Origin of the sequence: Weissella paramesenteroides (genome assembly GCF_051903945.1) — a bacterium.
Classification (GTDB): Bacteria; Bacillota; Bacilli; order Lactobacillales; family Lactobacillaceae; genus Weissella; species Weissella paramesenteroides_A.
Map to the genome: position 1 here is coordinate 1,306,311 of NZ_CP192268.1, position 26,095 is coordinate 1,332,405.

The window sequence follows — 26,095 nt, forward strand, 5'->3', positions numbered from 1 at the left end:
GAACAATCAATTAAAAAAACGTGTTTTAAGGATAATTTGTGAACAAAAATGTGTTTTATTGATATTTTATAAGTTTCTAATTGCAAACATACTGACGCTGCTCATTTTTTTGACCATGAAGGGTAAATTTAGCGCCATCATTTTTGATATCAATTTCACGATCCTCTGGCCCACGTAATTGTTTATTAAATATTTTTTCATAATCTGAAATTGTTACATATTGCCGATTAGCTAATAATGATTCAATCTGACCCGTTACTAAGCCCGAATTAAAATGTGGTTGCAAAGTCAATGAGTAAAACTCACCTTCTGCACCAGAGCCATACGAGAACATACCAATTCGGTCACCAGCTTCAAGCGATTGTGAATTTTCCAATAATGAGTACAAACTCAAATATAGAGAACCTGTATATAGATTACCAATTCGCTTATTGTAGACACGACTAGCTTCAAATTCATCTAATAATGCTGCTTGTTGCTCATCATTAGCCTCCGGTAACACGTCACGTAAGGCTTTTAATCCCATTTTCGTAAATGGCAAATGGAACGCTAGCGCTTTAAAATCAGAAATATCACGACCAGATTTTTCCTTATAGCGTTGCCAAACTGCTTTGAAAAATTCCTGATAAACATTCGATGAATATTTACCGTCCACTCTGGCGGTATCAGCATAAATTGGTCGCCAGAAGTCCATGATATCACGTGACAAAAATTGATTATCTTGATTAATTTCAGCAATCATTGGATTAGCAGAAACTAACATCGCCACAGCACCACCACCTTGAGTTACTTCACCACTGGTTTGTAGTCCATATCGTGCAATATCCGATGCAACCACAAGTACCTTTTCTTTCGGGTGCAATGTGACATAGTCCCTAGCTTGCATGAGTGCGAAAGTTCCTGCGTAACAAGCTTGCTTCAACTCAATCGTTCGAGCATATGGGTTGATTCCCAATAAGCGTTGTAAATAAACCGCACCAGACTTAGAATTATCAATTCCCGATTCCGTCGCAAATAGAATCATCGTAATTTCCTTACGATCTGAAGCCGTCAACATTTCATCAGCAGCATTTGCTGCCATTGTCACAACATCCTGTGTTGCAGGAATAACGGCCTGCTCTGTTTGACCAATGCCAATTAAATACTTGTTTGGTTCTTCACCACGTGCATTAGCTAGTTCAACCATATCAATATACTGATGTGGTGAAAAGAAACTCATTTTATCAATTCCAATAACTGTCATTTTTCTACCTGTCCATTGATTGCAATACTAATTTTCTTCATAATTTCACGAGCCAACGAAATTTTACTTTGTAAAGGTAACATCTCTGGCTCTTTATCTTTTGTCAAAATTGTAACTTGATTCGTATCATAACCAAAGCCAACTTGATCCTTTGATACATCATTTGCAATTAACATATCAGCATTCTTCTTTTTCAACTTATTTTGTGCATAAGTCATCAGGTTCCGTGTTTCAGCAGCAAAACCCACCAAATACTGTCCTGCTTTCGCTGAGCCCAATTGAGCCAAAATATCAGGATTTTCAACTAAGGTCAAGTTAAGCTCCCCAGAATCTTGCTTTTTTATCTTGTTTTGTGCCGTTTGCGCCATACGATAATCCGAAACTGCTGCTGCCATAATGATAACGTCTGCATGCGGTAACGCCGTAAACATTTGTTCTGACAACTCTTGAGCAGATTGTATATGAACAGTCTTCACTCCAACTGGGTCTGGTAACTGAGAAGTTGCTGATACTAAGGTAACATCAGCTCCCTGTTCGACTGCTGCACGAGCCAATGCATATCCCATTTTACCAGATGAGCGATTCGAAATATAACGTACTGGATCAATTGCCTCTACGGTACCACCAGCAGAGATAATGACATGTTTACCCTTTAATTGACCGTTTTTTTGGTAAAGTGCAAGTTCACTATACGCTAAAATTTCATTTGGTTCAGGTAACCTGCCTTTTCCAGTGTATCCTTCTGCTAATAGGCCATCCACGGGGTCAATGACAATATCACCATCTTCTTTAATTTGTTTTAGGTTTCTTTGAATAGCTGGTTGCAAATACATATGTTCATTCATTGCTGGGACGACAATCATTGGTGAATGTCTTGCAGCTAAAACCGTACTAGCTGCATCGTCAGCCACGCCATTAGATATTTTAGCAATAATATTTGCGGTCGCTGGGACGACAAAAAAATAATCTGCCCAATCAGCAAGAGATATATGTGCAATTGATTCTCCAGTCCTTTCCGCAAATAAATCAGTCACGACTGGTTGATTTGTTAATACAGCCAGTGTCTTGGCTGTGATAAATTCTGTTGCGGCAGATGTCATGACAACTTTAACATTCGCATCCATCTTTATTAATAAACGCGCAAATATTGCTGCTTTATAAGCTGCAACACCACCACTAATAACTAATACGATGTTTTTTTTTGAAAACATATGCTGTTCTCCTTAGTTTAAAAAATCCAGATACAATTAGTTTACCATGAACGACAAGTCTTAAATTAAAAACAAATTGCTATCCGTCATTTTAACGAGAACAACTATAAATAGCAATATTCTAGTTTTTTTTAAATAAAGTCTTGCATCAATCTAATTCATCTGGTATATTATTATCTGTTGTTGAAACAGAAACATTCCAATCAACATTTACATGGCTCATTGGTCAAGCGGTTAAGACTCCGGTTTTTCACACCGGCATCCAGGGTTCGACTCCCTGATGAGCTATTGATTTCGACCATCAAACTTCATAATTTTGGCTCATTGGTCAAGCGGTTAAGACTCCGGTTTTTCACACCGGCATCCAGGGTTCGACTCCCTGATGAGCTATTAATGTTGCTAGGATACTTGTTATCCTAGTTTTTTTGTACTTGAAACATACAAATGATATCGGTATAATGTTTAATTGTGATGGAGCTATGGCAGAGTGGTAATGCAGCGGACTCGAAATCCGCCGAACCGGTGTCGAACCGGCGCACGGGTTCAAATCCCGTTGGCTCCTTTTTAGGTTTTATGAATGCCTTTGTATCAACGTTTTACCTTTATATCAGGCATTCAGGTACACACCTAAGTACACACAAAGTCATATAATTACATGGAAATAGAGTTAAATGTGTACCTAATGTGTACCTAGAAAAATCAATGGATAACCACACCTTGTTATATGTCGCTGTTCGCTTTAAGTGAATGGCGTTTTTATTTTGTCTCGGTAAATACTCGAAAATCATAGATGTCTATGAAAACATCCACAAACATCATCAATCCTTGATTAACCAACTGTGCGCCACGCCTAGAACTATACCCTGAACACCGTTTAATCTCTAACCATTGCAAGTTCTGTAAATACCGATAGTCTAGAAACATCCGTGGCTTTTCAGGTAAACACTTGATCACTTCTACAATTTCACTAGGCCACTGCTTAGCTTGCAAATGATTAGTGAGTTTAGCTTCAACATTATTTTCATTGCTCCCACCTCTGGGCATAGCATCAAGTATGGGACTTTTTAAACTGATAAAACTAACATGCGCCTGTGCTTTTATGATTGGCAGTTCTTTAGTAAAGGATGCTTTCACATTTGTTAGTGTTTGTTTTTCATCTATGGTTTGTTCTTGTATCAGCATTGAAAACATCCTTTCTTATACTCTAACTAATTGCTCGGACTATTTACCATTAAAATAATGGCTCTATACTTTCTAGCGTGAAACTAAAAATTTCACGCTTTTTATTTCGCCTTTTTCACAAATATAAAAAGACACCAATAATATACCGGCGTAAAATGTAATCGACGAAAAAAACAGATACGAGGTATTTATTGATGTCCATTAATGATTCTATCCTAAATTCAGTTGGTTTAACAGACAAAAACATTAAATTTTTAATTTCTGATAACGGTGATTTTAATGAATTAATGACCATAGGTCATGATCAACACCAAATCTTACGCTATCGCGCAACGTTAACGACAGTTCCAGAGCATTGTCCGCAATGTGGTTTCTTATTGTCGGGACATTTTTATCTGGCTGGTACCGATACTGCATCATACAAATTACCCACAGCAAACGGTTATCAACAAATTTTATTGTTAACCAAGCAACGTTATCAATGTCTACGTTGTAAAAACACATTTATAGCACAATCAAAAGATTTTATGTCCAATTCAACTATCTCACGGCCATTGTTACATCAAATTATTGATTTAGCAAAACGTGATATTTCCGAAAAAGATATTGCTTACATTTTGCATATATCACACAGCAAAGTTAATCGACTACTGCATCATGCCGCTAAAGCATATCGTACGAATTATACAAAATCATTACCTACGGTCATTTGTGTTGATGAAGTACTCTATGCAAAGCATCATTACGGTTTTGAAATGATAAATGGCACGACGAGTGATTTAATTGAGATTTTTCCAACCCGTACCAGTATAGATATTCGTAGGTATTTATCTAACTACGACCTATCTAATCGTCAACGTGTACAATACGTCGTTACTGATATGAACGCTAATTATAGCGCACCCTTACGGGTGATGTTTCCTAACGCTCAAATTATCATTGATCGTTTTCATATCATTCAATTAGCCATGAAGGCTGTACAATCCACACGTATCACACTACAACGAACAATTAATAATAAGCGTAGTCGTGTATATAAACTACTAAAATCTAACTGGCAATTCTTTATTACAGACCAGTCAAAGATAGACACAACGCAACCACGATGGTTCAAAGGAATTAATGAGTACCTATATCCACAAGATGCTCTACAACTTATCTTTGGTCTATCACCAAAATTCAAACAAGATTATAAAATATACCAAGCCGTCTTACGTGCGCAACGATCTCGTTCGTTTGATGAATTTTCAGTAATTTTATCGCAATACAAGCCCAATCACTCAGCAATGGACCAGGTGATTTTAACCTACAAGAAAAATCTAAAAAGTATCAGAAATGCCTTTTTACAAACACCTTCTAACGGACGTATTGAAGGCATTAATCGTCGCATTAAACAAATTGGCCGTACGGCATATGGCTATGGTAATTCATTGAATTATTTTTTCAGAATACGTCTACAACTATTCAATCGCAAACATATAAACGCTAGTTTTATGAACCTACTAACTAAAAAAAGCTTGCGAGTCTGACAAAATCATCAGATTCACAAGCTATATTTCACAAACTCTTTAGATCGATTTTACGATTTTTCACGCTATTTGACATAGAGCCAAAATAATCAGCTATCAGCCTATTTATGTTATCTACCATAACTAAACATCCCCTTTACAGTGTTATCACTAACTGCACTTCATAGTAAGTTCTTACTTCTGGCCAAAATTATTTAATGTCAGGTTTTGACATGTCGATAATACTAAGTTTCTAATGTAGTAATTCAGTCTTTTTATAGCCTGACTAATCTACTTCATTATAATATACAACGTATAGTATAGGGGATGCCTGTAACTATATAACATTACATGGCATTAAAAAAACACCAGTAACTAAATACCAGTGTTTATATAGCAGACAATTTACCCTACTTATATTCAAAAATGCTCATAGAATGCGTTTATATAACGTTTTTCATGCCTTGATTTCTTGACTGAAAACAACAATTAAAGCACCAGCTATTACACCTAATGTCAGTATGCCATTTGATAGGAAAATTATGCTAAGCACGATAATAAGAAAACCTAAAGCCATAATAATATTTTTTAAATTATTCTTGTTTTTATTTTTCATTGTCTACCTCTATTTCTGTTGTTACCATGATCCCTCTTCTAATATAGTTATTGTACTATCTTCTCAATTAAAAATTCGACTATAAAACTCATTCTGTAAAATTCCATATTAAACAAAGGCAAGTTTATTTATGGTTGTACTTCCGTTATAAATGTTCCTACAAATACAGTTGTTAATCTCGCTAACCCAAAGTGGCGAACGTCTACATGCCATGGCTGACATTTCAGCTATGAGAGTATGCTAAACTAACTTTAAAAAAGGTGGTGGTCGATATATGATGAGCGACTTAGATTACTGGCGGTTGCGTTTGCATGAGTTCATAGATACAAATGAAATTGATACGATTGGTGCTACTAATAAATTTAATAGACTTACTGGTATTGGCAAAGTTTGTTTTATTGCTGTTGTAAATGAGCTTATTCAACCACTCCTAGATAAATACGCCATAGATCCACACTACTTTAAACAGTTACTTGATAAAAAAATTACTTCTAAAAATTTCACCTATCTGCGGGTTTATATCTGGGCCAAACACTTTCATCAAGATGGAATAACTGCTTCACTGGGTAACTTTGATGCCAATGAGCCTAGCTATCTGAAATTCAATAATGATTAGCCCCCTATCTAATCTTATAAATAGAGCACACACATACTGTCGTCTTACAAGTTGCACCAATTTTCAAAAGTTTTTTCTGGGGTATTTTAGTCATTGATGCACTGGCGCTTTAACATTTAACAGTTGAAAAAGTACCCCTTATTTGCACCCTAAAACGACTACTAAAACAAATGGTTCGATAATTTTAGTTTTTGCTGTGACTGGTTTTCATCTTTTATCCCCCTACCCTAAAATTTTCAAAACTCATCATTTTTATAAGAATACAGTAATGGTGTGCTCATTTATTCGTGATGACATGGGGCTATGTCTGAAAAATATTTATAACTGCGGTTTGTGTGCCAGGTGGCATTATTTGATATCCGGTTATCTTTTACCAAAGCAGGGACGGGATACAAAAAAGCAACAACAAATGAATGCTAGTGCTCACGATCAATTAAATTATATACAACTTCATCCGTTTCCATTATGATAATTAAGTAGTGAATTTGAGTTAGCTACTCAATGAAACTATCCGAGTTAGTGAGTATATCCATACCTTACACATTCTCAAATTCGGGAGGTGTGATGATGATACAAAATTCTACGGGAGTATGCTCGCATGGTGTCTCTAGCTATCTGTATAGCTATTGTGCTAGGCGCTCTAGGTAAGTTTGCTATCAACTTAGCAAAAGCCTACGAGATAAAGAAAAACGCTGATAAGCCATAAAGACTAATCAGCGCAATTCTATAAAAAGAATATTCTCAAACTCGGTCGCCTGTAAGGTCTTGCACACCTTGCAGGTTTTTTGTATGTCCTAATTATACGGCGTGCGTTCCCACTTTGTAAAGACTATGATGTCATAAGGTTCAATTGCCGTGCCATTCCCTATATCATAGTTACTATTGTAGCTACTGCTAACAGTACACCTAACACACCTAGAAAGATGAACCAAAAGTTCGGGTTGTCCTTGTACCTGATAATACTAAACGCAATGTACACACCACCTACTATCATAAACAACCACTACCAACCAGTAATCACATACAACATCAGTAGCACACCAACGACTATCAAATTAAAATCTTTTATGAACTTCACAACTTTCCCCCTCGTCTATCAGTATCAACTGCTACATCCATAATACAATAAAAACGCCAACAGAGTTATCTTGCTGACGCTTATTTATTATCTAGTAATTTGTATCTTCATTCAATTCTTGAATGCACTGCTTCAACTCTGCTACTTCATCTTCTAAGTTGCTTATCCCATCCTCTGGGTTATCAGCAATTGGAATATCAGCCACTTCCCTACGTAAGTCCTCTATATCACTCAATACATTTTCATCTTCAAGGTCAGCATAGTATCGAACATAATCAGCCAATTTAGTTAGCATTACATAATTTCTAATACTGGTATCTTCCAATAATTTACTTATTTTGCCATTCATTTGTGTACCCTCTATTGGGGTGTTTTTTTATTCTATAAATTAGCTTTATTCTTCTAAACTGCCATAATTTTTTATCAAAAGTGGCTACTAAGCTCTTTTTAAGTTAACAAGCGTAATAATTACTTATTAAATGTACTCACATTAAGTAAGAATTTTATCTTAAAAAAAGTTGGAAGTAGTAATGAATAAAATTTTTCAACATGGCACCCTTGAATTAATTATGGCTGGTTTGTACGATGGTACCCTTACCTTTTCAGAGTTACTTGAAAATGGTGATACTGGGATTGGTACTACCCACGGTTTAGATGGCGAAGTAACCGTTATTGACGGTCACGCCTATCAAACAAAGTCTTCAGGTGAAACAGTAGAAATTGTCGACTTAAACACCACCACGCCATTCGCATCAGCTCATAAGTCATCAACAAACAGTTTAAAGATCAAGTCGTCTCCATTAACCTTTAATTTATTAGATGAATTAATTAATCAACAAAAGTTAACTAACTCATTTTTATCAATCAAGGCTCATGGTACAATTAAAAACCTTCAAGTTCGCGTAGCTCCCAAACAGAATAAGCCTTACCCGGATTTTAGCACTGTAGCAGCAAGTCAACCGGTATTCAATTACGAAAACGTTACTGGTACATTGGTTGGTGACTTCGGTAACGATTTATATACTGGTGTAATGGCTGGTGGTTGGCATATCCATTTCATTAGCGACGATCGAACAATTGGAGGTCATGTGTTGCAATTCGATACGGATAACGTTGATCTAGAAATAGACATATTTGATACACTAAACTTACATTTGCCAACTAACAATACAGACTTTACTGAACACGATGTTAATTTTGCTGATTTACAGGCAGCTATCGCCCAAGCCGAAAAATAATAATTTTATCTAATACAAAACGACGAACCAAGCATCCCCATGTTCTGCTTAGTTCGTCGTTTTTTAGTTACCAACCAATATGATGACGTCCACTTGGTTCAAGTAACTCACCAGCTTGATAGCCAGCAAATACTTTATGGATAACATCAAATGCTTGTTGTAATTCTTCTTGTTTAATGACTAGTGGCGGTTGAAACCTTAGCGTATTACCACGCAATGAGATCATCAGCACACCATTTTTAAATAGGTTATAGATAATGGTATTGGTTCCTTGCTCATCTCCCAAGCCGGTTTCAGGATCAATAATATCAATACCACCATTTAACCCATACAATCGGACATCGCCAATAAAATCAAATGTTGCTTGCTCTTTTTCAAAAAATTGCTTCGCAAATTTGCCAAGCTCAGCAGATCTTTCAACCAAATTTTCAGACTTAATCACATCCAATGTTGCTAATGCTGAAGCAGCACTGACAACATTACCAGCAGTTGTATAAACATTTGCAGGTGCATCAAGACTTTGCATGATCTCCCGTCTACCTAAAACAGCACTTAACGGCAAACCCGAAGCCATTGATTTGCCCATCGCAATCAAATCTGGATGGATGCCAAAATGTTCAAATGCCCAGAACTTACCTGTACGACCATAGCCTTGGTTGACCTCATCAACAGCTAACAGGATACCATGATCATGCGCAAAGTCTGCTACTTTCTGCCAATAACCCGTTGGTGGTGCCATAATACCACCATCTCCTTGAATTGCTTCAATCATGATGACTGCTGTTTCTTCAGCTGGTAAATAATTTTCGAATGGTTCTTTAAAAGCAGCAAACATGCGCTCAGAAAAATCTTCATCATTCTCACCAGGCAAGCGTTTATCAGGGGATGGAAATGGTACTTTATAAAATCCAGGCAATAGTGGTCCAATCTTACGACTCATGTTTAAGCTGACTGCTGATGCAGAAATCGAACCATAGGTTGATCCGTGATATGCCCCGACAAATGAGACAACATTCGTTCTACCTGTATATCCGCGAGCAAACTTAATGACTGCATCGTTAGCATCGGAACCTGAATTACCAAAAACAACCATCCAATCTTTTTCATCACCAGGTGCTAATTTTACCAATTCTGAAGCTAGCTTAGCCTCCGTTGATGTCGCAAAATATGCAGCAGTATAATGAACTAACTTTTCAGCCTGTTCTTGGATAGCTTTCACAATCTTTGGATGTGCATGCCCCGTATTTGTTGCACTAGCACTTGCTAACAAATCAATATACTCATTTCCAGCAACATCCTTTAAGATTGCACCTTTACCTGAATCAAGAACAACATCAAAATAATAAACACGACCAGCACCAGCAAAATGCTGTTCTTCTTGATTTAAAATATCATTATTTTCAACCATTTTTGATATCTTACTCCCCCTAGACTAAGTACTGTTTACTTACCTGATTTACTTCTCAATACTGAATGCTTGGCTCCATAAAGGAAGTACACAATAATTCCGATAATAAACCAAACCAATGCATAAATTTTTGCTTCTGCACTAAGTCCCCAAAATATCCATGCTGACAAAATTGCACCAATTGCTGGGGTTACAGGATAGCCTGGCATTTTAAACCCAGCTTCTGGCAAGTCTTTTCCTTCTCGTTTATGCAATGAATACATAGCTAGTGAAACAAAAATAAATGCAATCAAAGTTCCTGCAGAAATCAACTCTGAAAGGAACGAGAATGGGAAGAACGATCCAACAAGGACCGCAACAACAGTCAAAACTAACAACCCGCGATTTGGTAATCCCTTGTTTTCAGTAACTTGACCTAACCATTTTGGTAACATACCATCACGTCCAAATGAGTAAAGTAACCGTGAACCAGCCATCATCATACCAATTAATGCTGTCAACATTCCAACAACAGCGATTGTTGAAACCGTTGCCGCAACGATTGGATGACCAGCTTGTCGCAATGCCCAACCAACAGGTTCAGCGTTATCAACGTACTTAGTGTACTTAAACATACCAACAAGAACCAGTGAAACACCAACAAACAAGACGACGGCAATTAGCAATGATCCTAAAATACCACGAGGCATTGTTTTTTGCGGATTAACGGCTTCTGCGGAATTTGAAGCAATTGAATCAAAGCCAATATAGGCTAGGAAAATACCAGATACACCGGCCCAAATTCCTTGGAACCCACCTAATGTCGTACCATTTGGGTTATATGCAGGAACAAATGGTGAATAATTTTCCGGATGAATGGCTGTTAAACCAACCACGATAAATAACAAAACGGCGAGCACTTTGATAACAACTAGTATTACTTCAACACGAGATGCTTCATGTACACCATGTGATAATAGCCATGCGACTAAAATAATTGCTATAAAGGCCACGATATCAACAAACCCACCCTTAGGTCCACTGACAGATGAGGCCCAACCAAATAGTGAATGCGTATCTAATGCACCAGATAATGCTGATGGCAAGTTAATACCTATTTGAGAAATTAATCCTCTAAAATTTGCTGATAAACCAGAACCAACGAATGCAACTGCAATGATGTATTCAGCTAACAAAGCCCAACCGGCAATCCAACCGAAACCCTCACCAAACAAAACATTAATCCATGAATATGCTGAACCAGCAACAGGTAAAGTAGATGCCATTTCGGCATATGCCAAGGCAACAAAGCCAGCAACAACTGCTGCCAATAAGAATGAAAATACAACTCCAGGGCCAGCATAATTAGCCGCCACAACGCCCGGTAAAGTAAAAATAGCCGTTGAAACAATTGTTCCAACACCTAATGCTAAAAAGTCCTTCGTATGTAAGATACGTGGCATATCCGCATCTTTGCTAATATATGTGGAAGCATCCTCGCGCTCCAAAAATTTTGACCATAGCCCCATATAAAAATTCTCCTAACTTGGGTGACTTTATCAAGCATGATTTCAAAAACTTAAGCTTAAAAATTAGAATATTTTTTTATTTTAAGTAAAAAATCACCTATTGTAATATTACTGGATGAAATTTATATTGCTATCACATAACTAAGAATTAAAAAAATAATAGCTTTACAATATAGTGACAGCAAAACATCAACCAATTATTTCAATGATACCGCGCTGATTATAAAAGTCAATATTTTTCTAATTTTTTTATCATTTTTTGACTAAATCAGTTATAAGATTAACGTTCTTAAATAAAAAAAGGACAGTTTTTGAAATCACTCAAAAAACCACCCTAGTTTTCGTATTTTGTTACTTAATAAGACTAATGTTTATGAATTCCAAAACAGATCTAAAATCCTATCGTACCCCTACATATTATCATGCTTTGTTGATCCACGATCTACATAACCATGTGGGAGAACAATGTTATTAACTGCCAATTCTTCATGATTCATCAACTTTGTTAACATGCGCATGGCAACGGCACCAATATCATAAATTGGTTGTGTAATCGATGACAATTGTGGCCGTGTAATCACCGCAACCTTTGAATCATTACCTGTAATGATTTCAAAGTCATCTGGTACATTAACACCTGCATCTGTTAGACCATTAATCACACCAGCAGCCATTTCATCATTTGCAACAATTGCTGCAGTGGCCTCTGACTCTTTAATTTCTTGCGCGAGTTGATAGCCCGACTGATAATCATATGTTCCTTGGAAAACTAGTTTTTCATCATAAGCCATATCGTACGCAGCCAAAGCATCTTGATAACCAAGTAGTTTATGTGCTTTGTTCATATAATGATCTAAATCACCAGTGACGAAAGCAATTTTGGTATGACCCGCTTGCAACAATCTTGTCGTTGCATCACTCATTGCTGATCTATATTCAATATTAACTGATGGCTGTTCTTCATATTCATCTAACAATCCAGCCAAAACTACTGGTACATCCGCCTTCTTAAATTCATCGCGAATATCATCATTTAAGATGTTGCCCATAAATACAATACCATCAACTTGCTTACCAAGAAGATTTTCCATCACTTGAATTTCTTTTGTATTTGACTCATCGGAATTCGCTAAAATAATTTGATAATGGTACATTGCAGCAACATCATCAATACCACGAGCTAATTCAGCAAAATAATGATTAGTAACATCAGGAATAACGACACCAATTGTCATTGTCCGCCGTGATGCCAATCCTCGAGCAACTGCATTTGGACGGTACCCCAACTTAGCAATCACCGCATTGACTTTTTCTTTTGTTTCAGCTTTAACATTTGCATTACCATTGACGACACGTGAAACAGTTGCCATTGACACTTTTGCTTCTCGCGCCACATCATAAATTGTGACAGTTTGTTTATCCATTACTATTCTCCTAAAAATACAAATTTTTAATTCAGACTCGAGCGCTAGACAAATTTATTTAATCTAACAGCCATTAACTGATTTTATTTTATGGGAACGCTTACAATGTGATTGTAACATGTTTTCATAATTTGTTTCATCATTTAATAATAATTTCACACAATGGTTAATTGTAACATAACTTTCTATCATAGATGGGCATTTTTTAAAAATGAGCGTACAATTAATCATATATTTCAATTAAAGGAGAATTTTTAATGACCAATAAACTTTCATCAATACAAAGTTGGCTGGAAGAACAACAACTAGATGTTGCTTACTTCTCAGATTTTCATTCAATTGATTACCTAACGGGTTTCAATTCTGATCCTATTGAGCGTGTACTCGCTCTAGTGGTTTTCCCACAAGATGAGCCATTTATCTTTGCACCAGCCCTTGAAGTTGAAGCTGTCAAAAGCTCAGGCTGGTCTCATCCTGTTTATGGTTATCAGGACCAAGAAAATCCGTGGGCACTAATAAATGAACATTTGCACGCCCATACACAACATACAGAAAAATGGGCAGTTGAACAAGAGCAACTTACACTAAAACGTGCTTCTCTTATTCAAACGGCTGTTCCAGAAGCAAAGTTTATCGGTAATTTATCACCATTAATGACCAAATTGCACTTGATTAAAACTCCTGATGAAATTATTAAATTACACAAAGCTGGTGAAGATGCAGACCGCGCATTTGAGTTTGCCTTTAATGCCTTGAAAGCTGGTGTTTCTGAACTTCAAGTAATGGCAAAATTAGAGTATGATTTAAAATCATCAGGTGTTGTTGGCATGTCATTTGATACACTTGTTCAATTTGGTGCGCATGCTGCCGAACCACATGGTGACACAGGAAACAATACGTTAAAGCCTGGTGATCTTGCCTTATTTGATCTTGGTACTATCTATGATGGATACGTATCTGACGCAACACGTACGGTTGCCTTCCAATCAGTATCAGATCATCAACGAGAAGTTTATGATGTTGTCTTAGAGGCTGAACTAACTGCCCAAGCTGCCGCCAAGCCAGGAATGACTGCTGGTGAATTGGACGGCATTGCACGAGATATCATCACAAAGGCTGGTTATGGAGAATACTTTGTACATCGACTTGGGCACGGAATCGGTTCATCTGTGCACGAATCAATTCAAATTGCACAAGGAAATGACTTAGTTCTACAACCAGGAATGTCATTTTCAATCGAACCAGGAATTTATATTCCTGGCGATTTAGGTATTCGTATCGAGGACTCAGTTATTGTCACAGAATCTGGTGTTGATCCATACACGCATTCACCTAAAGAACTACGTATTATTGAATAATTTTAAAATTAATATATTACAAAAAACGTTAGCTCAAACCAATTTGGTTGGGCTAACGTTTTTCACATATTTAATTATTATAGAATTGAAGAACTACTTATCAGCTTCCTCAGATAAACCTTTTTTATTGGTCTCTGATAGCCCAGCAGTTGGCTCCAACACCTCAGGCTCAACCTCATCTTCAAAGCTTTCAAAAGTTTCTGACGCAACGGCATCATCCGTTGGTGAAAGAACAATATCCTCTTCTGTCTGTTCAGCAACATCAGCTTTAATCTGTTCTCTAAAATCATCGGCCTTTGCTTTAGCTTGATTAGACAAATCTTGCGCTTGATTTCGTAGATTCGTTGCCTTGGCTTGCGCTGATGCCAATAATTCATCAGCCTTTGCACGTAAATCAGCAGACTTTTCCTCAGCTGATTCCTTAAGGTCCGTCACCTTGGTATCAAAGGCATAGCTCTTATCAGACACAAAATCATCGGCCTTATCACGAACTGAGGCAACGGCATCAGTCGCAGCATAACTGTAGTCCACTACTTTATCACGAAAATCGGCTACAACATCATCAAACTTTTCTTTTAAGTCATCTTGTTGTTCAACAGTCAACATCTTATAGTAACCGTATCCTGCAGCGGCAACTAAACTACCAAATGCGACACCAGCTAAAAATCCTTTTGTCTTTGACATGAATATATCCTCCGTTTTATTAACCAATGGCTATTTTTGCGTAGCTTCAGCTTTTTTTGCATTCTTACGATTCTTTCTAGCTGCATTAGCCGCAAAAAGTGCTGACGCTACTTTCGTTTTGTTTGAACTAGACGATGATCGTACTTTGTCTGTTAAATTATGTGTCGCATCATTTAATTCTGATACTGAGGTCCCCAAATCAGCAATTGCCTGAAAGGCAGGATCAATCGTCGCTACCTTTCCATTCACATCATCTAACAACGTATCTACATTAGCTAATATATCATTAGCCTCACGTGCAATAATATCAACATCTTTCGTCACAACACCTAGTGTTTGCGTCAATCTCACTAAGAATAATCCAATAAATAGAACTAATAATAATACTGCAATAGCTAAAATTATTAGAGCAATTTGTCCACCTGACATATTTTCCCTCCTAGCATTTCTGTGTATACCCACTATTTTAACGTTTTATAACTGTACTGGCAATTGTAAGAATTTTATAGATAAATGTATACACCAGATATGATATCATCATTACTTTCTAAAATTACCTAACTTAATGTTACTCAAGACCTAATTCATCAACTAATTGCTCGAATTCATTTAAGCGCTGCTCAAAGACCTTGAAAGTCTCTCGTAGATAGTCAGGTTTCGTCATATCGACGCCTGCTTTTTTCATGACATCAATTGGGAATGCTGATGCACCAGCTTTTAGATACGCCTTATATGCATCAACCGCTGTTTGTCCCCCATGTAAAATTTTATCTGCCAATGCCGTAGCGGCAGCAAATCCGGTACTATATTGGAAGACATAGAAGTTATAGTAAAAGTGTGGAATACGCTCCCACTCGTGTGCAATTTCCTCATCTGCAGTCAATGCTGGACCATAATAACGTTGGTTCAACTCAGCATATGCCTCATTCAATACTTCAGCCGTTAGTGGTGTACCACTAGCATCAGTTTCATGCATCCACTGTTCAAATTCAGCAAATTGTGTCTGTCGGAATAAAGTACCCTTGACACCATCTAGATACTGATTTAACACGTATGCCTTTAATTTTTTATCAGTAATGGTACGTAATAGGTAGTCTGTTAACAAATTTTCGTTCGTCGTCGATGCAATTTCTGCAAGAAAAATTGGATAGTCACCATATTGGTAAGGCTGACTCGTTCTTGTTAAGTAAGAGTGCACAGAATGGCCCATTTCATGTACTAATGTACTTAAATTATTCAGATTATCAACCCAATTTAGTAGAATGAATGGATTCGTATCATAAGAACCACCTGAATAAGCACCCGAGCGTTTACCTTTATTCTCAATAACATCAATCCAGCGATTATCAAATGCTTGTTGGACAATTGCCAGATAATCTTCACCCAAGGGAGCTAATGCTTTTAATGCTTCTGCTTGAGCACGTGGATAATCAATTTCATAGTCTGGTTCACCAAGAATCGGCGTATACAAATCATAAGAGTGTAGTTCTGATAATTTCAATAAACGTTTACGTAAATTCATATAGCGATGCAATAAAGGTAATGCCTTATTTACTTCAGCAACAAGCGTGTCATAGACTATCTCAGGCACATTATTAGCAGCTAAAGCAGCTTGACGAGCTGAGTCAAAATGGTGCACTTGGGCTAGATAATTATGTCCCTTGACATGACTACCAATTAACGAAGCAAACGTATTATCTAGTGCCATGTATGATGCGTAAAATGTTTTAAACGCATTTCTACGTACATCCGGATTAACAGATTCTAACAATCGTGAATAAACCCCATCTGATAAGGTTTCTAATTCACCTTCATCATTTTCTACAGCATCAAACTGAATATCAGCATTATCTAGCATACCGAATGCCCGTTCTGAAGCACCAAAAACATCACCTGCAGCAGCTAATAATTTTTCTTCACTTTCGGGAAGGACATGACCTTTTTGGGTCAAAATATCATCAAAGTAGTGTTGGTAATCATTTAGACGTGGCTCAGCTGCAAAAAATGCTGCGAGTTGATCCGCAGAAAGTGAGAGAACAGTTGGGTCAAAAAATGCAATTGCGGCAGAAACCTTAGCGGCAATTGTTTCGGCCTTATTACTTAATCCCTGATAAAAACCATTAGCCGTATCTTGATCTGATTTCATTGATGCATAGACGTATAACTTCTCTAAGTCACGCATTAATCCTAAGCCATATTGCAGTGCATTGTACAATGCCGTGCCCGATTTTGTTGCACTGGTGGCAAAAAAATCTGCAGTATTGAGACGATCTGCTAATTCATCATAGGCATTTTGCCAAGCTTCATCACTAGCAAAAATTGTACTAAGATCCCATGTTGCTGATTCTGGTAGTTCTTCACGTAAAGGTAGTTCTTTAACCATTATTTTCCCTCATTTCAGTCTAATATAATCTTCATTTTATCATAGTTTGTTTGTCTATTCAGTGCTAGTTCGATAGTTTCCTTGATAGGATATGAGAATCACTAAAATGAACTTCCCGAAATGCTTCGAGTTTATCTTGATAAGTGTCAAACCATTTCACTAAGCTAACTAGTTTAAATTTTCCATTTGTATATTCAATTTGTTTCGCCTTGAGGGCATCATTTAAAAAATGATAAAGCCATAACTTTTGTACGTCCCTTACCATTACACAACCAAATTGCTGCCAATCTTGAATAATACATTGTTGCAGCATTTCATCTATACTAACTGACTTATTTTCTAAAGTCACAATAATACGAACAGCGACTTGCCAATGTAGCGTCTTAAGCCCGCCTGGGAGTGAGTACCGCGCATGGCAAATCCAAGGAATGCCAACAATATTTCTATTTTGTATATATAGATATTCTTGTATTTCACGAATTTTTGGCTTTGCAAGTATAACTGACTGTTGTATCTTTAATAATTGCTGTAACTGATTATTTACGCGGGTTTTGCAAGTTACTAAACCCCTATTATCAATTTGCCACCATCCCTGGTAGTAAATATTATGCTTGTAATTCCAAAAAAATATTTTTAATTCAAAATTATGGATAACTGCAAATTTTGCCATCGTCGTCGCTAATATTCGCTTTTTTTGATAAGGTTCACCTAGAATCCACAATGTCCGTAAATGTAATTTTCGATAACCAGCCATTCGCTTTCGAACCTGATCAAGCGTAATATGAGCACACTGAAACTCAATGGCCGTCCATTTATCGCCTCTTCTTATCATTAGGTCTGGTCGCTGCTGGATTTCACTAAGCCATGGTTCCAGCCTCACTTCATCATATTTTTTACTAAAGTATTGAAATAGAGCTAATTTCCCACGAAGGTGTGACACTGATTCACCTTCAGAACTAGCATCACAGTTTGCAGAAATCTTATGTGCGTAGTGGGCTATCTTTATCTTGCCCTTTTTTAAACAAACGGGCTCACCACAGCCTGGGCATACATATTCATCATTTAATTTTGCCAGATTAGCATCCATATACTCTTTTGTATGTGCATGTTGCGCAATTAACATCATTCGACCTCCACAATATAGAGACGAAGATTAATACATTTTTTACAAAAAAACTGAGACAGAGATTTCTGTCCCAGTTCGACTGGATTATATTACTTAAAGTAGTTCAATACTCGTTCAAGTGCATTATCATTAAAAACAACTTGACCATGTTCTACCAAAACTTCAGCAGATACTTCTGAAACTTTGGCAAATTCTCTAGCAACGCCCGTTAGATCCTTAATATCATAATTATTTTGCAGTGCTTGACCATCTATACCTAAGATATAGTAAAACTTGCTGTGATACTTTACTAATTTTGTACTGAAAGCAAAATCTTGTTTTTGCATCATTAGTGAAAATTGAATGATATTCTCAAAATCATCAAATTGCAGTACCAACTCCTGATCATTGATGTTTTCTGAAGTTAATAATCTATCGACTAAATGGTTCTGCTTGTCAGATGTAGAAACATCTTTCATCTGTGATTGCTTTACAATTGATTGGTCTGCTACATTCTGACTATCCTTACTGTCGCTAGCAAGCAATTTATCTAATAAGTCATCAGAAACATCATCATTAGACTCACCAGCATCTCGCTTACCAAGTACAGAATTCAGCATCCCCTCCATCATTGTTTTGTCATCAATATTTTTAGAAATAAATAGTTCTAAACCATTTCGATTAGGTAATACTTGGAAGGTTACGGCTTCGTTATCCTCAAAATCACCATCAACATCGACTTCTTCTAAAATACTATAGAAGAACTCTTCAATTTCATCTTGGTTGCCCAGCAAATCAACAATTGAAATACTACGCTCCGCTAAATCATCATTTGTGACAACAACGCGAATGGTATCATCATTTATTCGTTCCATTTCCATAATGGGCACCCCTTTCTTCTCAACCAAATATGAGAAATCATTCTAACAATATATTATAACAAATTCCTGGTTTATTCGTCGAATACATTGTAAAAAAGTTGATGCCATATTAGAACATCAACTTTAAATAACTTATTTTGACAAAAATTAATTCTATAAATCAACCATAGCGGTGACACGAGCCAACTCTGCCTGACGCATTTCATGAGGTAAGAATCGTCGAATTTCATCTTCATTATAACCTACCTGCATACGTTTTTCATCCATGATCAATGGACGCTTCAATAGTGCTGGCTGATTATGCAATAAATCAATCAATGAACTTAACGACATATCATCTAATTTAATGTCTAGTTCTGTAAATAACTTTGACCTTGTTGAGATAATTTCTTCGGTACCATCCTCAGTCATACGCAAAATATTTTTAATCTCTTCACGAGTTAATGGTTCTTTAAATATATTTCGTTCTTGATAAGAAATCTCATTCTCCTCGAGCCATGCACGCGCTTTTCGGCATGATGTACAACTTGGTGATGTATATAACGTTACCATAATGGGCCTCCTCTCGGCGCTACAATGATACGACTATTCATACTAATGTTTCTTATAGTGTCCATTATAACGGTATCGGCCAAAACATGTAACCCTTTTTTGTCAAATAATTGTAATAAATTAAAAAAATCTCATTTTTCAGGCAGTATTAGTTAAACTATACGTTTTATATTGTTTTTTTACCTGATTCTGTTGCCATCGAAATTAGTGTCTCTTTCAGTTCCGATTCCATATCTTTCATTTGCTGTTCTGCTGCAACACGCTTGTCCCGACCTTCTTTTTGAATAATCATTGTTTCTTTGATAGTTTTAATCAATTGATCCTGCGTGTGTTGCAATGTTTCAATATCAACAATACCACGTTCATTTTCCTTGGCTGCTTCAATTGTATTCTGCTGTAACATATCCGCATTTGACTGAAGTAATTGATTCGTTGTATCAGACACGGCTCTTTGGGCATTTACTGCTTTCTTTTGTTTCAACAATGTTAGGGCAATCGTGACTTGATTTTTCCACAACGGAATCGCAGAGTTAACTGAAGTTTGAATTTTTTCGGTCAAAACTTGATTAGTTGTTTGAATCAGTCTAATTTGTGGTGCTTGCTGCAATGTCATTTGTTGCGTTAACTTCAAATCGTTGACACGCTTTTCAAGTCGATGCTGGAATTGTATTAAATCTTGCACCTTTTGGGCTAATAGTTGATTATCTGACTGCTGTGCCAGCTTTTGTGCGGCTGGTAATTCTCTTTTTTCAATATCTGTTAATTTCATTTCTGCCCCGACAATGTGGATATTTAACTGATTAAAAAAAGACATATTTTCACTATACAAATCATCAAGCATACGATTGTCAGCCATTAATTCCGTTTGAAAATGTTGCAATTGTCCAGCAACATGATCAACTTGTGCCCCAATCTTTTGATATTTTGCCGTTAATTCATAAATGGATTTTTGCATATTTTTAAATATACGGGCGAAAAATCCCTGTTTAACAGGTGTTAATTCAGTTGGATTAGCCTGAGAAAGATTGAACATCAACTCTGTCAATGTGTCACCAATTGGTCCAACATCTTGTGACTGCACCTTTTCCAGTACTTCCTGCGAAAAATTAGTTAGGTCTTTCTGGGTATCTTCACCATATGAAATAATTGAATCTAAATGTTCCACATCAAGTTGTTGTGCTAGTTTTAAAGCTTCTGATCGATCCTTTGACGTTAACTGCCCCACTCTATCGATTCTACTATTTGTCAAATCATTTTGTGATTGTTGCTCTTCAATCATGCTTGTCTCCCAATATTTCCTTTGTTGTATTCATTCGACTATTTAAATTATTCAAATCCTCACTGATTACTAACCGATAATCTTTACATATACTTGTCGATAATTCTTTAATCAATTGTCGTGCAGTTTTTAACTGTTTTTTATCTTCATCGCTAATAACAGATTGATTTGCAATTTCTACATAACTCACTAACAATTGTTCTAGATTAGGTAATCTACGATATGCAAAGTCGTTCACCGCAATCAATTGGGTTGGCTTCTCTGCTAACTTATTTAAAATAGCTTCAATATAAGTGACAACTTTTGTTTCTATTGCAATCCTTCTTAGTCCCACAGTTTGCTGAAACAAAACTTTTACGTGCCATGCCGATTTCTGCATAGGTTTAAATGTTTGTTTAAAAACACGGCTATCACGTCGTGTTAAGCCACTTTTATTGATCTTTAAGCGAGGATATTGTTTTAATTGCGTGAGCTTAGCACGTGGCATGACAAATAGTTCCCGTAACCCAACGACCAACATAATTAATAGTCCCTGTAACATTAATCCTAATTGCGGACTGCCCGCAACCAATAAAATAAGTACAATTGGCAGGACCCATCGAAAGATCTTTTTGATTGATACACCTAACACAGCAAGGCTGCCTATAAAAAGCCAGGTTGCTGCATTTGTATAATAGCTAAAAATGATGGCCAAAATGAATAATCCCCAAAATAATGTCCATCTTATTCTGCGAAAATACTCCTTTGGTATATGGTCTAAATCCAACATACTGATCCTCCAACCTTCATTTTTTTCATTATACAATACTCAATCATTAAATCAGGAACAACCCCCCGTATTACCTAATGTTCATCAGTTGATTGTTGCAAGTGATGTTTCTCAGCAAATATTACTTCTTCTCTGACTTCTTTTTGTTCCAAATCCGCCAAATATCGTCGTGACCAACGATAAACAATTAAAACTAATATCATAATTGCGATAGAAATTGATTGAATCAATATTCCCATCGTGTCATCATGATAAACTAATAAATTACGCAACATTGCTGTAATCCCAATATACATAAAGTTTTGTAGTGAGATGTGTTTTTGTAAAAAATATTCTTGCGTTAATACAACAAACTCAAAGAATAAAAAGGTTTCTAAAATCAATCGCGCGATGCTATAAAAATTCTTCTGAAGATCTGTTTGCCAAACCATTTGCACCAAAATCCACAAATCCTTCACAAAGAAACCAAACATAATTATTCCTAATACAAGCATACCCACGCCTAAAAAAATGTTATATCCTTTTTCAAGATGCTTATAACCCATATAAGATCCTCCATTCATTTACTATCTCAATAGTACCAAACCGGCATCTGAAGTGATAGTTTTTTAAATAACCGAACAAACAAAAATAAAATTGTCCATATCATAAGATTAAGCAACCTCACATCAAACACTTAATTTATTGATATATGAATTGTAAATAAACAATTTATGAATACCACAAAAGTGCTACAAACGCAAAATAAAAGCCCTAAAAATCCTATAAATAAAGGATTCTTAGAGCTATTTTGATGCCGTCGACAGGAATCGAACCTGCACGGGATAAATCCCACACCGACCTGAACGGTGCGCGTCTGCCAGTTCCGCCACGACGGCATACCCATTACATAACACTGATAACTATATCAGAAATTGATGTAATTGGGTAGTTATTTTATAGACTTTGCTTTGCCAAAGCTGTAAAACTGAGTTGCTTTCTATGCAAATTATATTGGCTGTGCTCATAGCGACGTAATGGAAAATTCGTCGACGACTGCCAGTCAGTCCAATTCTTTTTTAGTCGCCATGTAGATAAGATAACTAACTCGTGTGAATTTGTTGTGCTTTGTAAAATGTAAGAACTAATAAACCCAGGCGCTTCAATATCTATACTTGTTGACTTATATCGGCGAATAAAGTTATCACGTTCCAAATCATTTAGCGTGATAAAAGTAAAACTCATCCAACCTCTTAATTCATCAGTATCCCCATGACTTGAAATAATTTCATAACTTACTGGTACCGTAAATACAGAATTTTTATCCGTTGTTTTCTCTAATAACTCATACTTTTCCGGATCAGACTCATCATTCATCAATAATAATTCTCGTTCTAGATTTTTATTTCTAACCTCTTGCAAAACTGTTCTCGATCCAAATGTTACATGTAAATACTCAGTCATAATATTTCCCCCGTTCACATTATACGTCGCAGTATTTCTATGTCTATCATAAGCTAAATCCATGAAAAAATATAGTGAAAAGAATTACAATGTTATGAACCAAATGCCATGCTGATTAAGCTAAGAGCCGCGATACTATTATTCAACATATGTGTTGCCATCGCATACTGAATTTGTTTTGTTTTTTTATAAACAATTGCTAAAACGACTCCCATTAATGAATATTGGATAAAGGCAAAAATTTGAAAATCTTGAAAAACGTGAAAATAACCGAACAAAACGCCAGAAATAATAACGTTTAACCACCAAGGTCCTTCTTTAAAGAAATAATTTAAAATAATTCCTCGAAAAATTAATTCCTCAACCAATGGCGCAACGAAAACTGCCAAAGCAACAACAAAAATCAGTGCAGCACCACCCTTTCGAGCCATTTCTTCTAAAGCAATTTGATTACTAGCCGTAACCTGTTGATGAGAAAAAATAAGTTGCAAAGCAACCGTTAAAAAGCCAGCACCGATAATCATAACATAGCCATATCCAACCCAAACTAATTTATCACCTCGAAATGGATGTAAAGCTGTCTTAGGTGATTTTCGTTTTACTGCATAGCCTAATATCCAGACAGTCAATGCGGTTAAAATAGCGGCAACGAATAACATTACTGTAATACTAATTGGATTATTTTTATCGACATGTAACCATTTTACAATGCCATACTTACTGTATGTGCTCCCAAGTTGGATGGCAAAATCCAAAATAATCCCCACAACTACCCAAATGACGCCCGATATCAAGGTTCCAATTTGATCAGTCTTCTTCATGCTCGTCCTCCTGCTTTTTTGGTTGCAGCGCTAATGATAAGAATGTCATTAAAACCGTGAATAGAACAAACAATACAAATAGAGAAACCCCGATAACCCAAGTTGGCCAATTTGCTATTTTGGCAAACCAAATAAAGCCAACAAAGATGGTAACTACAATAAAACTTGCCCCAATTTGAATTGCAAAACGCATACTATAGTTCACCTGCCAATACAAACTGATCTAATATTTCTGCAATAGCCCCTTCATTATTAGTACGCTGTGTAACAAAATCCGCAGCTGATTTAACAGCTGGAATTCCATTGGCCACGCTAACACCTAGGCCTACTGCAGTAATCATCTTTAAGTCATTATTATTGTCACCAGCAGCAATTATCTCAGTTGATTTGATGCCTAACTTTTCTCCCAGCAGTAATGAGGCAGTTCCCTTGTCCACACCTTTCAAATTGAATTCAACATACCGACCGGATGAATAAGTTGCTTCAACACTTTCGTTACCTACTGCAGCAATGACCGCATCATGAATTTGTTTTTGAATATCAGGATTTTCATTTTCAAAAATCACTTTCATAATAGGTTGTTCACGATTTAGAAATGATAAATCATCATGCGCGATTTCTTCATATTCTACACCTCGTGTTGCCATATAACGTTTATCTGTCTCATTAATATCATAAATAAATAATTTATCCACTGTATAAATATGAACATCAACCAGATTACTAAGATAGCCCGCCGTAAATATCTTTTTGGCCAATGTTATTGGCATGTCCTGTGTTGCCATAACTTGATTATCTTTATTTTCAACAATTGCCGCACCATTATACGAAATAACGTATTGATTTTCTTTATCAAATAAGTTTAACTCTTTTAACATATTTTGTACTGATTTAAATGATCGGCCAGTATTAGGAACAAATTTAAATCCTTTTGCAACTGCACTTTTAATTGCACGTACATTTTCTTTATGAATCGTACCATCATCGTTTAGAAATGTTTCATCTAAGTCTGACACTAACATCTTATAACTCATTAGTTACTCCCTCTATGTCATTCATTTTCTTTATTTTACCAGAAAAAATTAATTTACTCGTAATTATGTTTAATATATCAAAGAATAGTTTAAAATTTTTTAGCATATTTCACTTATATTTTGACTTAAATAAATCACTATGTTATATTTATTATTAGGTTAATAAAAGGAGACATCTTATGCGTAATTTTATAAATGAATTCAAAGACTTCATCATGCGTGGAAACGTTATGGATCTGGCAGTCGCTTTCATTATGGGGGCAGCTTTCCAAACAGTTGTTAAGTCAGTGGTTGATGACTTAATCATGCCTTTAATTGGAATTATTACAGGTTCAATTTCATTTTCAAGTATTGTTTGGCATGTGGGTTCAGCTGATATTAAAGTTGGATCATTCATCGGTACGTTAATAACATTCTTGTTGACAAGTTTTGCTGTATTCTTAATTTTGAAGGCAATTCGCAAGGCACAATCAATGGCCAAGAAACAAGACGAAGAAGAAGAAATTGCACCTGAAACAGAGTTAATTGTTCTTCAAGAAATTCGTGATGCATTGGCAGAAAAGAAAGATTAATTTTTATTTTAAAATTAGAACGTCCCTATATATCGGCATTTGTCTGTATAAGGGCGTTCTTTTTAATTTGTCAAGATATTGAATTTATTTATTATATTGGCTAATATAGTTATCAGCTGATAAGCTCACTCATGTACTTTATAAGATGAGTATTTAGAGAAAATATAATCCTGAAGGAAGAA

At 36.2% G+C, this 26,095-nt stretch carries 26 protein-coding genes and 4 tRNA genes; 8 read left to right on the forward strand and 22 right to left on the reverse strand.

The window, feature by feature from the left end; genetic code table 11:
* Positions 1-76: 76 nt before the first annotated feature.
* Together ACQ4QH_RS06270 and coaBC are read right to left on the reverse strand one after the other, a co-directional pair.
* The gene (locus ACQ4QH_RS06270; RefSeq protein WP_439818189.1) at positions 77-1,243 is read right to left on the reverse strand and encodes a hydroxymethylglutaryl-CoA synthase; all 1,167 of its coding nucleotides are present in this window, start codon (positions 1,241-1,243) and stop codon (positions 77-79) included.
* On the reverse strand, positions 1,240-2,454 hold the full coding sequence (coaBC, locus tag ACQ4QH_RS06275; protein ID WP_439818190.1) for a bifunctional phosphopantothenoylcysteine decarboxylase/phosphopantothenate--cysteine ligase CoaBC: 1,215 nt from the start codon (positions 2,452-2,454) through the stop codon (positions 1,240-1,242). The genes ACQ4QH_RS06270 and coaBC overlap by 4 nt, the downstream gene beginning before the upstream one ends.
* A 216-nt stretch (positions 2,455-2,670) precedes the next feature.
* Between coaBC and ACQ4QH_RS06280 the strand changes: the two genes are divergently transcribed.
* From ACQ4QH_RS06280 to ACQ4QH_RS06290, 3 genes are all read left to right on the forward strand, one after another.
* Positions 2,671-2,742 (forward strand) — tRNA-Glu (locus ACQ4QH_RS06280).
* 30 nt (positions 2,743-2,772) lie between these two features.
* Positions 2,773-2,844 (forward strand) — tRNA-Glu (locus ACQ4QH_RS06285).
* A gap of 83 nt (positions 2,845-2,927) precedes the next feature.
* Positions 2,928-3,016: transfer RNA gene (locus tag ACQ4QH_RS06290), tRNA-Ser, on the forward strand.
* 194 nt (positions 3,017-3,210) lie between these two features.
* Here ACQ4QH_RS06290 and ACQ4QH_RS06295 read toward each other — a convergent pair.
* Positions 3,211-3,636 (reverse strand): ArpU family phage packaging/lysis transcriptional regulator, encoded by a 426-nt coding sequence (locus tag ACQ4QH_RS06295; protein ID WP_439818191.1) that lies wholly within the window; start codon positions 3,634-3,636, stop codon positions 3,211-3,213.
* A 194-nt stretch (positions 3,637-3,830) separates the two neighbouring features.
* On the opposite strand from ACQ4QH_RS06295, the gene ACQ4QH_RS06300 reads away from it, so the two are divergent.
* Positions 3,831-5,165, forward strand: a complete 1,335-nt coding sequence (locus tag ACQ4QH_RS06300; RefSeq protein WP_439818095.1) for an ISL3 family transposase — start codon at positions 3,831-3,833, stop codon at positions 5,163-5,165.
* A gap of 436 nt (positions 5,166-5,601) precedes the next feature.
* Here ACQ4QH_RS06300 and ACQ4QH_RS06305 read toward each other — a convergent pair whose 3' ends face one another.
* Positions 5,602-5,760 carry a hypothetical protein gene (locus tag ACQ4QH_RS06305; RefSeq protein WP_439818192.1) on the reverse strand — a complete coding sequence of 53 codons (159 nt, stop codon included), beginning with the start codon at positions 5,758-5,760 and terminating at the stop codon, positions 5,602-5,604.
* A gap of 274 nt (positions 5,761-6,034) precedes the next feature.
* Between ACQ4QH_RS06305 and ACQ4QH_RS06310 the strand changes: the two genes are divergently transcribed.
* The gene (locus ACQ4QH_RS06310; protein WP_439818193.1) at positions 6,035-6,376 is read left to right on the forward strand and encodes a hypothetical protein; all 342 of its coding nucleotides are present in this window, start codon (positions 6,035-6,037) and stop codon (positions 6,374-6,376) included.
* Positions 6,377-7,545: 1,169 nt separating this feature from the next.
* Here ACQ4QH_RS06310 and ACQ4QH_RS06315 read toward each other — a convergent pair.
* On the reverse strand, positions 7,546-7,803 hold the full coding sequence (locus ACQ4QH_RS06315) for a hypothetical protein (protein WP_439818194.1): 258 nt from the start codon (positions 7,801-7,803) through the stop codon (positions 7,546-7,548).
* Positions 7,804-7,984: 181 nt separating this feature from the next.
* On the opposite strand from ACQ4QH_RS06315, the gene budA reads away from it, so the two are divergent.
* A complete protein-coding gene (gene budA / locus ACQ4QH_RS06320) occupies positions 7,985-8,692 on the forward strand; it encodes an acetolactate decarboxylase (RefSeq protein ID WP_439818195.1) in 708 nt (235 codons plus the stop codon).
* A 67-nt stretch (positions 8,693-8,759) separates the two neighbouring features.
* Here the strand turns inward: budA and ACQ4QH_RS06325 are convergent, their stop codons facing one another.
* From ACQ4QH_RS06325 to ccpA, 3 genes are all read right to left on the reverse strand, one after another.
* A complete protein-coding gene (locus ACQ4QH_RS06325) occupies positions 8,760-10,100 on the reverse strand; it encodes an aspartate aminotransferase family protein (protein WP_439818196.1) in 1,341 nt (446 codons plus the stop codon).
* Positions 10,101-10,135: 35 nt separating this feature from the next.
* Positions 10,136-11,608 carry an APC family permease gene (locus ACQ4QH_RS06330; protein WP_439818197.1) on the reverse strand — a complete coding sequence of 491 codons (1,473 nt, stop codon included), beginning with the start codon at positions 11,606-11,608 and terminating at the stop codon, positions 10,136-10,138.
* Between the two features lie 410 nt (positions 11,609-12,018).
* Positions 12,019-13,032: a catabolite control protein A gene (gene ccpA / locus ACQ4QH_RS06335; RefSeq protein WP_439818198.1), complete on the reverse strand. Its 1,014-nt coding sequence runs from the start codon at positions 13,030-13,032 to the stop codon at positions 12,019-12,021.
* A gap of 257 nt (positions 13,033-13,289) precedes the next feature.
* Here ccpA and ACQ4QH_RS06340 point away from each other — a divergent pair, with 257 nt between their 5' ends.
* Entirely contained in the window at positions 13,290-14,390 is a 1,101-nt protein-coding gene (locus ACQ4QH_RS06340) for a M24 family metallopeptidase (protein WP_330155005.1), read from the forward strand.
* Positions 14,391-14,483: 93 nt separating this feature from the next.
* On the opposite strand, the gene ACQ4QH_RS06345 is transcribed toward ACQ4QH_RS06340, so the two are convergent.
* From ACQ4QH_RS06345 to ACQ4QH_RS06410, 14 genes are all read right to left on the reverse strand, one after another.
* Positions 14,484-15,074: a hypothetical protein gene (locus ACQ4QH_RS06345; RefSeq protein WP_439818199.1), complete on the reverse strand. Its 591-nt coding sequence runs from the start codon at positions 15,072-15,074 to the stop codon at positions 14,484-14,486.
* 30 nt (positions 15,075-15,104) lie between these two features.
* The gene (locus ACQ4QH_RS06350; RefSeq protein ID WP_002828408.1) at positions 15,105-15,503 is read right to left on the reverse strand and encodes a DUF948 domain-containing protein; all 399 of its coding nucleotides are present in this window, start codon (positions 15,501-15,503) and stop codon (positions 15,105-15,107) included.
* A 139-nt stretch (positions 15,504-15,642) separates the two neighbouring features.
* Positions 15,643-17,457, reverse strand: a complete 1,815-nt coding sequence (gene pepF / locus ACQ4QH_RS06355; protein ID WP_439818200.1) for an oligoendopeptidase F — start codon at positions 17,455-17,457, stop codon at positions 15,643-15,645.
* A 64-nt stretch (positions 17,458-17,521) separates the two neighbouring features.
* Positions 17,522-18,580, reverse strand: a complete 1,059-nt coding sequence (locus ACQ4QH_RS06360; RefSeq protein ID WP_439818201.1) for a competence protein CoiA — start codon at positions 18,578-18,580, stop codon at positions 17,522-17,524.
* A gap of 92 nt (positions 18,581-18,672) precedes the next feature.
* The gene (locus ACQ4QH_RS06365) at positions 18,673-19,443 is read right to left on the reverse strand and encodes an adaptor protein MecA (protein WP_439818202.1); all 771 of its coding nucleotides are present in this window, start codon (positions 19,441-19,443) and stop codon (positions 18,673-18,675) included.
* 153 nt (positions 19,444-19,596) lie between these two features.
* On the reverse strand, positions 19,597-19,995 hold the full coding sequence (gene spx, locus ACQ4QH_RS06370; protein ID WP_002828412.1) for a transcriptional regulator Spx: 399 nt from the start codon (positions 19,993-19,995) through the stop codon (positions 19,597-19,599).
* Between the two features lie 166 nt (positions 19,996-20,161).
* Positions 20,162-21,274 (reverse strand): toxic anion resistance protein, encoded by a 1,113-nt coding sequence (locus tag ACQ4QH_RS06375; protein ID WP_439818203.1) that lies wholly within the window; start codon positions 21,272-21,274, stop codon positions 20,162-20,164.
* Positions 21,267-22,043, reverse strand: coding sequence for a 5-bromo-4-chloroindolyl phosphate hydrolysis family protein (locus tag ACQ4QH_RS06380; protein WP_439818204.1), 777 nt, complete (start codon positions 22,041-22,043; stop codon positions 21,267-21,269). The genes ACQ4QH_RS06375 and ACQ4QH_RS06380 overlap by 8 nt, the downstream gene beginning before the upstream one ends.
* A 74-nt stretch (positions 22,044-22,117) precedes the next feature.
* Positions 22,118-22,588, reverse strand: coding sequence for a phosphate-starvation-inducible PsiE family protein (locus tag ACQ4QH_RS06385; RefSeq protein WP_439818205.1), 471 nt, complete (start codon positions 22,586-22,588; stop codon positions 22,118-22,120).
* 249 nt (positions 22,589-22,837) lie between these two features.
* Positions 22,838-22,921 (reverse strand) — tRNA-Leu (locus ACQ4QH_RS06390).
* A 58-nt stretch (positions 22,922-22,979) separates the two neighbouring features.
* On the reverse strand, positions 22,980-23,486 hold the full coding sequence (locus tag ACQ4QH_RS06395) for an antibiotic biosynthesis monooxygenase family protein (RefSeq protein ID WP_150177836.1): 507 nt from the start codon (positions 23,484-23,486) through the stop codon (positions 22,980-22,982).
* Positions 23,487-23,578: 92 nt separating this feature from the next.
* Positions 23,579-24,307 (reverse strand): lysostaphin resistance A-like protein, encoded by a 729-nt coding sequence (locus ACQ4QH_RS06400; RefSeq protein ID WP_439818206.1) that lies wholly within the window; start codon positions 24,305-24,307, stop codon positions 23,579-23,581.
* Positions 24,294-24,500 carry a hypothetical protein gene (locus ACQ4QH_RS06405; protein ID WP_040760843.1) on the reverse strand — a complete coding sequence of 69 codons (207 nt, stop codon included), beginning with the start codon at positions 24,498-24,500 and terminating at the stop codon, positions 24,294-24,296. The genes ACQ4QH_RS06400 and ACQ4QH_RS06405 overlap by 14 nt, the downstream gene beginning before the upstream one ends.
* A gap of 1 nt (position 24,501) precedes the next feature.
* On the reverse strand, positions 24,502-25,341 hold the full coding sequence (locus ACQ4QH_RS06410) for a Cof-type HAD-IIB family hydrolase (RefSeq protein ID WP_439818207.1): 840 nt from the start codon (positions 25,339-25,341) through the stop codon (positions 24,502-24,504).
* Between the two features lie 179 nt (positions 25,342-25,520).
* Between ACQ4QH_RS06410 and mscL the strand changes: the two genes are divergently transcribed.
* On the forward strand, positions 25,521-25,913 hold the full coding sequence (mscL, locus tag ACQ4QH_RS06415; RefSeq protein ID WP_439818208.1) for a large conductance mechanosensitive channel protein MscL: 393 nt from the start codon (positions 25,521-25,523) through the stop codon (positions 25,911-25,913).
* Positions 25,914-26,095: the final 182 nt, after the last annotated feature.

Excerpts from the sequence above, each read along its gene's own strand:
- ACQ4QH_RS06270 (WP_439818189.1), bottom strand. The coding sequence starts at position 1,243 with ATGACAGTTATTGGAATTGATAAAATGAGTTTCTTTTCACCACATCAG.
- coaBC (WP_439818190.1), bottom strand. The coding sequence starts at position 2,454 with ATGTTTTCAAAAAAAAACATCGTATTAGTTATTAGTGGTGGTGTTGCA.
- ACQ4QH_RS06295 (WP_439818191.1), bottom strand. The coding sequence starts at position 3,636 with ATGCTGATACAAGAACAAACCATAGATGAAAAACAAACACTAACAAAT.
- ACQ4QH_RS06300 (WP_439818095.1), top strand. The coding sequence starts at position 3,831 with ATGTCCATTAATGATTCTATCCTAAATTCAGTTGGTTTAACAGACAAA.
- ACQ4QH_RS06305 (WP_439818192.1), bottom strand. The coding sequence starts at position 5,760 with ATGAAAAATAAAAACAAGAATAATTTAAAAAATATTATTATGGCTTTA.
- ACQ4QH_RS06310 (WP_439818193.1), top strand. The coding sequence starts at position 6,035 with ATGATGAGCGACTTAGATTACTGGCGGTTGCGTTTGCATGAGTTCATA.
- ACQ4QH_RS06315 (WP_439818194.1), bottom strand. The coding sequence starts at position 7,803 with ATGAATGGCAAAATAAGTAAATTATTGGAAGATACCAGTATTAGAAAT.
- budA (WP_439818195.1), top strand. The coding sequence starts at position 7,985 with ATGAATAAAATTTTTCAACATGGCACCCTTGAATTAATTATGGCTGGT.
- ACQ4QH_RS06325 (WP_439818196.1), bottom strand. The coding sequence starts at position 10,100 with ATGGTTGAAAATAATGATATTTTAAATCAAGAAGAACAGCATTTTGCT.
- ACQ4QH_RS06330 (WP_439818197.1), bottom strand. The coding sequence starts at position 11,608 with ATGGGGCTATGGTCAAAATTTTTGGAGCGCGAGGATGCTTCCACATAT.
- ccpA (WP_439818198.1), bottom strand. The coding sequence starts at position 13,032 with ATGGATAAACAAACTGTCACAATTTATGATGTGGCGCGAGAAGCAAAA.
- ACQ4QH_RS06340 (WP_330155005.1), top strand. The coding sequence starts at position 13,290 with ATGACCAATAAACTTTCATCAATACAAAGTTGGCTGGAAGAACAACAA.
- ACQ4QH_RS06345 (WP_439818199.1), bottom strand. The coding sequence starts at position 15,074 with ATGTCAAAGACAAAAGGATTTTTAGCTGGTGTCGCATTTGGTAGTTTA.
- ACQ4QH_RS06350 (WP_002828408.1), bottom strand. The coding sequence starts at position 15,503 with ATGTCAGGTGGACAAATTGCTCTAATAATTTTAGCTATTGCAGTATTA.
- pepF (WP_439818200.1), bottom strand. The coding sequence starts at position 17,457 with ATGGTTAAAGAACTACCTTTACGTGAAGAACTACCAGAATCAGCAACA.
- ACQ4QH_RS06360 (WP_439818201.1), bottom strand. The coding sequence starts at position 18,580 with ATGTTAATTGCGCAACATGCACATACAAAAGAGTATATGGATGCTAAT.
- ACQ4QH_RS06365 (WP_439818202.1), bottom strand. The coding sequence starts at position 19,443 with ATGGAAATGGAACGAATAAATGATGATACCATTCGCGTTGTTGTCACA.
- spx (WP_002828412.1), bottom strand. The coding sequence starts at position 19,995 with ATGGTAACGTTATATACATCACCAAGTTGTACATCATGCCGAAAAGCG.
- ACQ4QH_RS06375 (WP_439818203.1), bottom strand. The coding sequence starts at position 21,274 with ATGATTGAAGAGCAACAATCACAAAATGATTTGACAAATAGTAGAATC.
- ACQ4QH_RS06380 (WP_439818204.1), bottom strand. The coding sequence starts at position 22,043 with ATGTTGGATTTAGACCATATACCAAAGGAGTATTTTCGCAGAATAAGA.
- ACQ4QH_RS06385 (WP_439818205.1), bottom strand. The coding sequence starts at position 22,588 with ATGGGTTATAAGCATCTTGAAAAAGGATATAACATTTTTTTAGGCGTG.
- ACQ4QH_RS06395 (WP_150177836.1), bottom strand. The coding sequence starts at position 23,486 with ATGACTGAGTATTTACATGTAACATTTGGATCGAGAACAGTTTTGCAA.
- ACQ4QH_RS06400 (WP_439818206.1), bottom strand. The coding sequence starts at position 24,307 with ATGAAGAAGACTGATCAAATTGGAACCTTGATATCGGGCGTCATTTGG.
- ACQ4QH_RS06405 (WP_040760843.1), bottom strand. The coding sequence starts at position 24,500 with ATGCGTTTTGCAATTCAAATTGGGGCAAGTTTTATTGTAGTTACCATC.
- ACQ4QH_RS06410 (WP_439818207.1), bottom strand. The coding sequence starts at position 25,341 with ATGAGTTATAAGATGTTAGTGTCAGACTTAGATGAAACATTTCTAAAC.
- mscL (WP_439818208.1), top strand. The coding sequence starts at position 25,521 with ATGCGTAATTTTATAAATGAATTCAAAGACTTCATCATGCGTGGAAAC.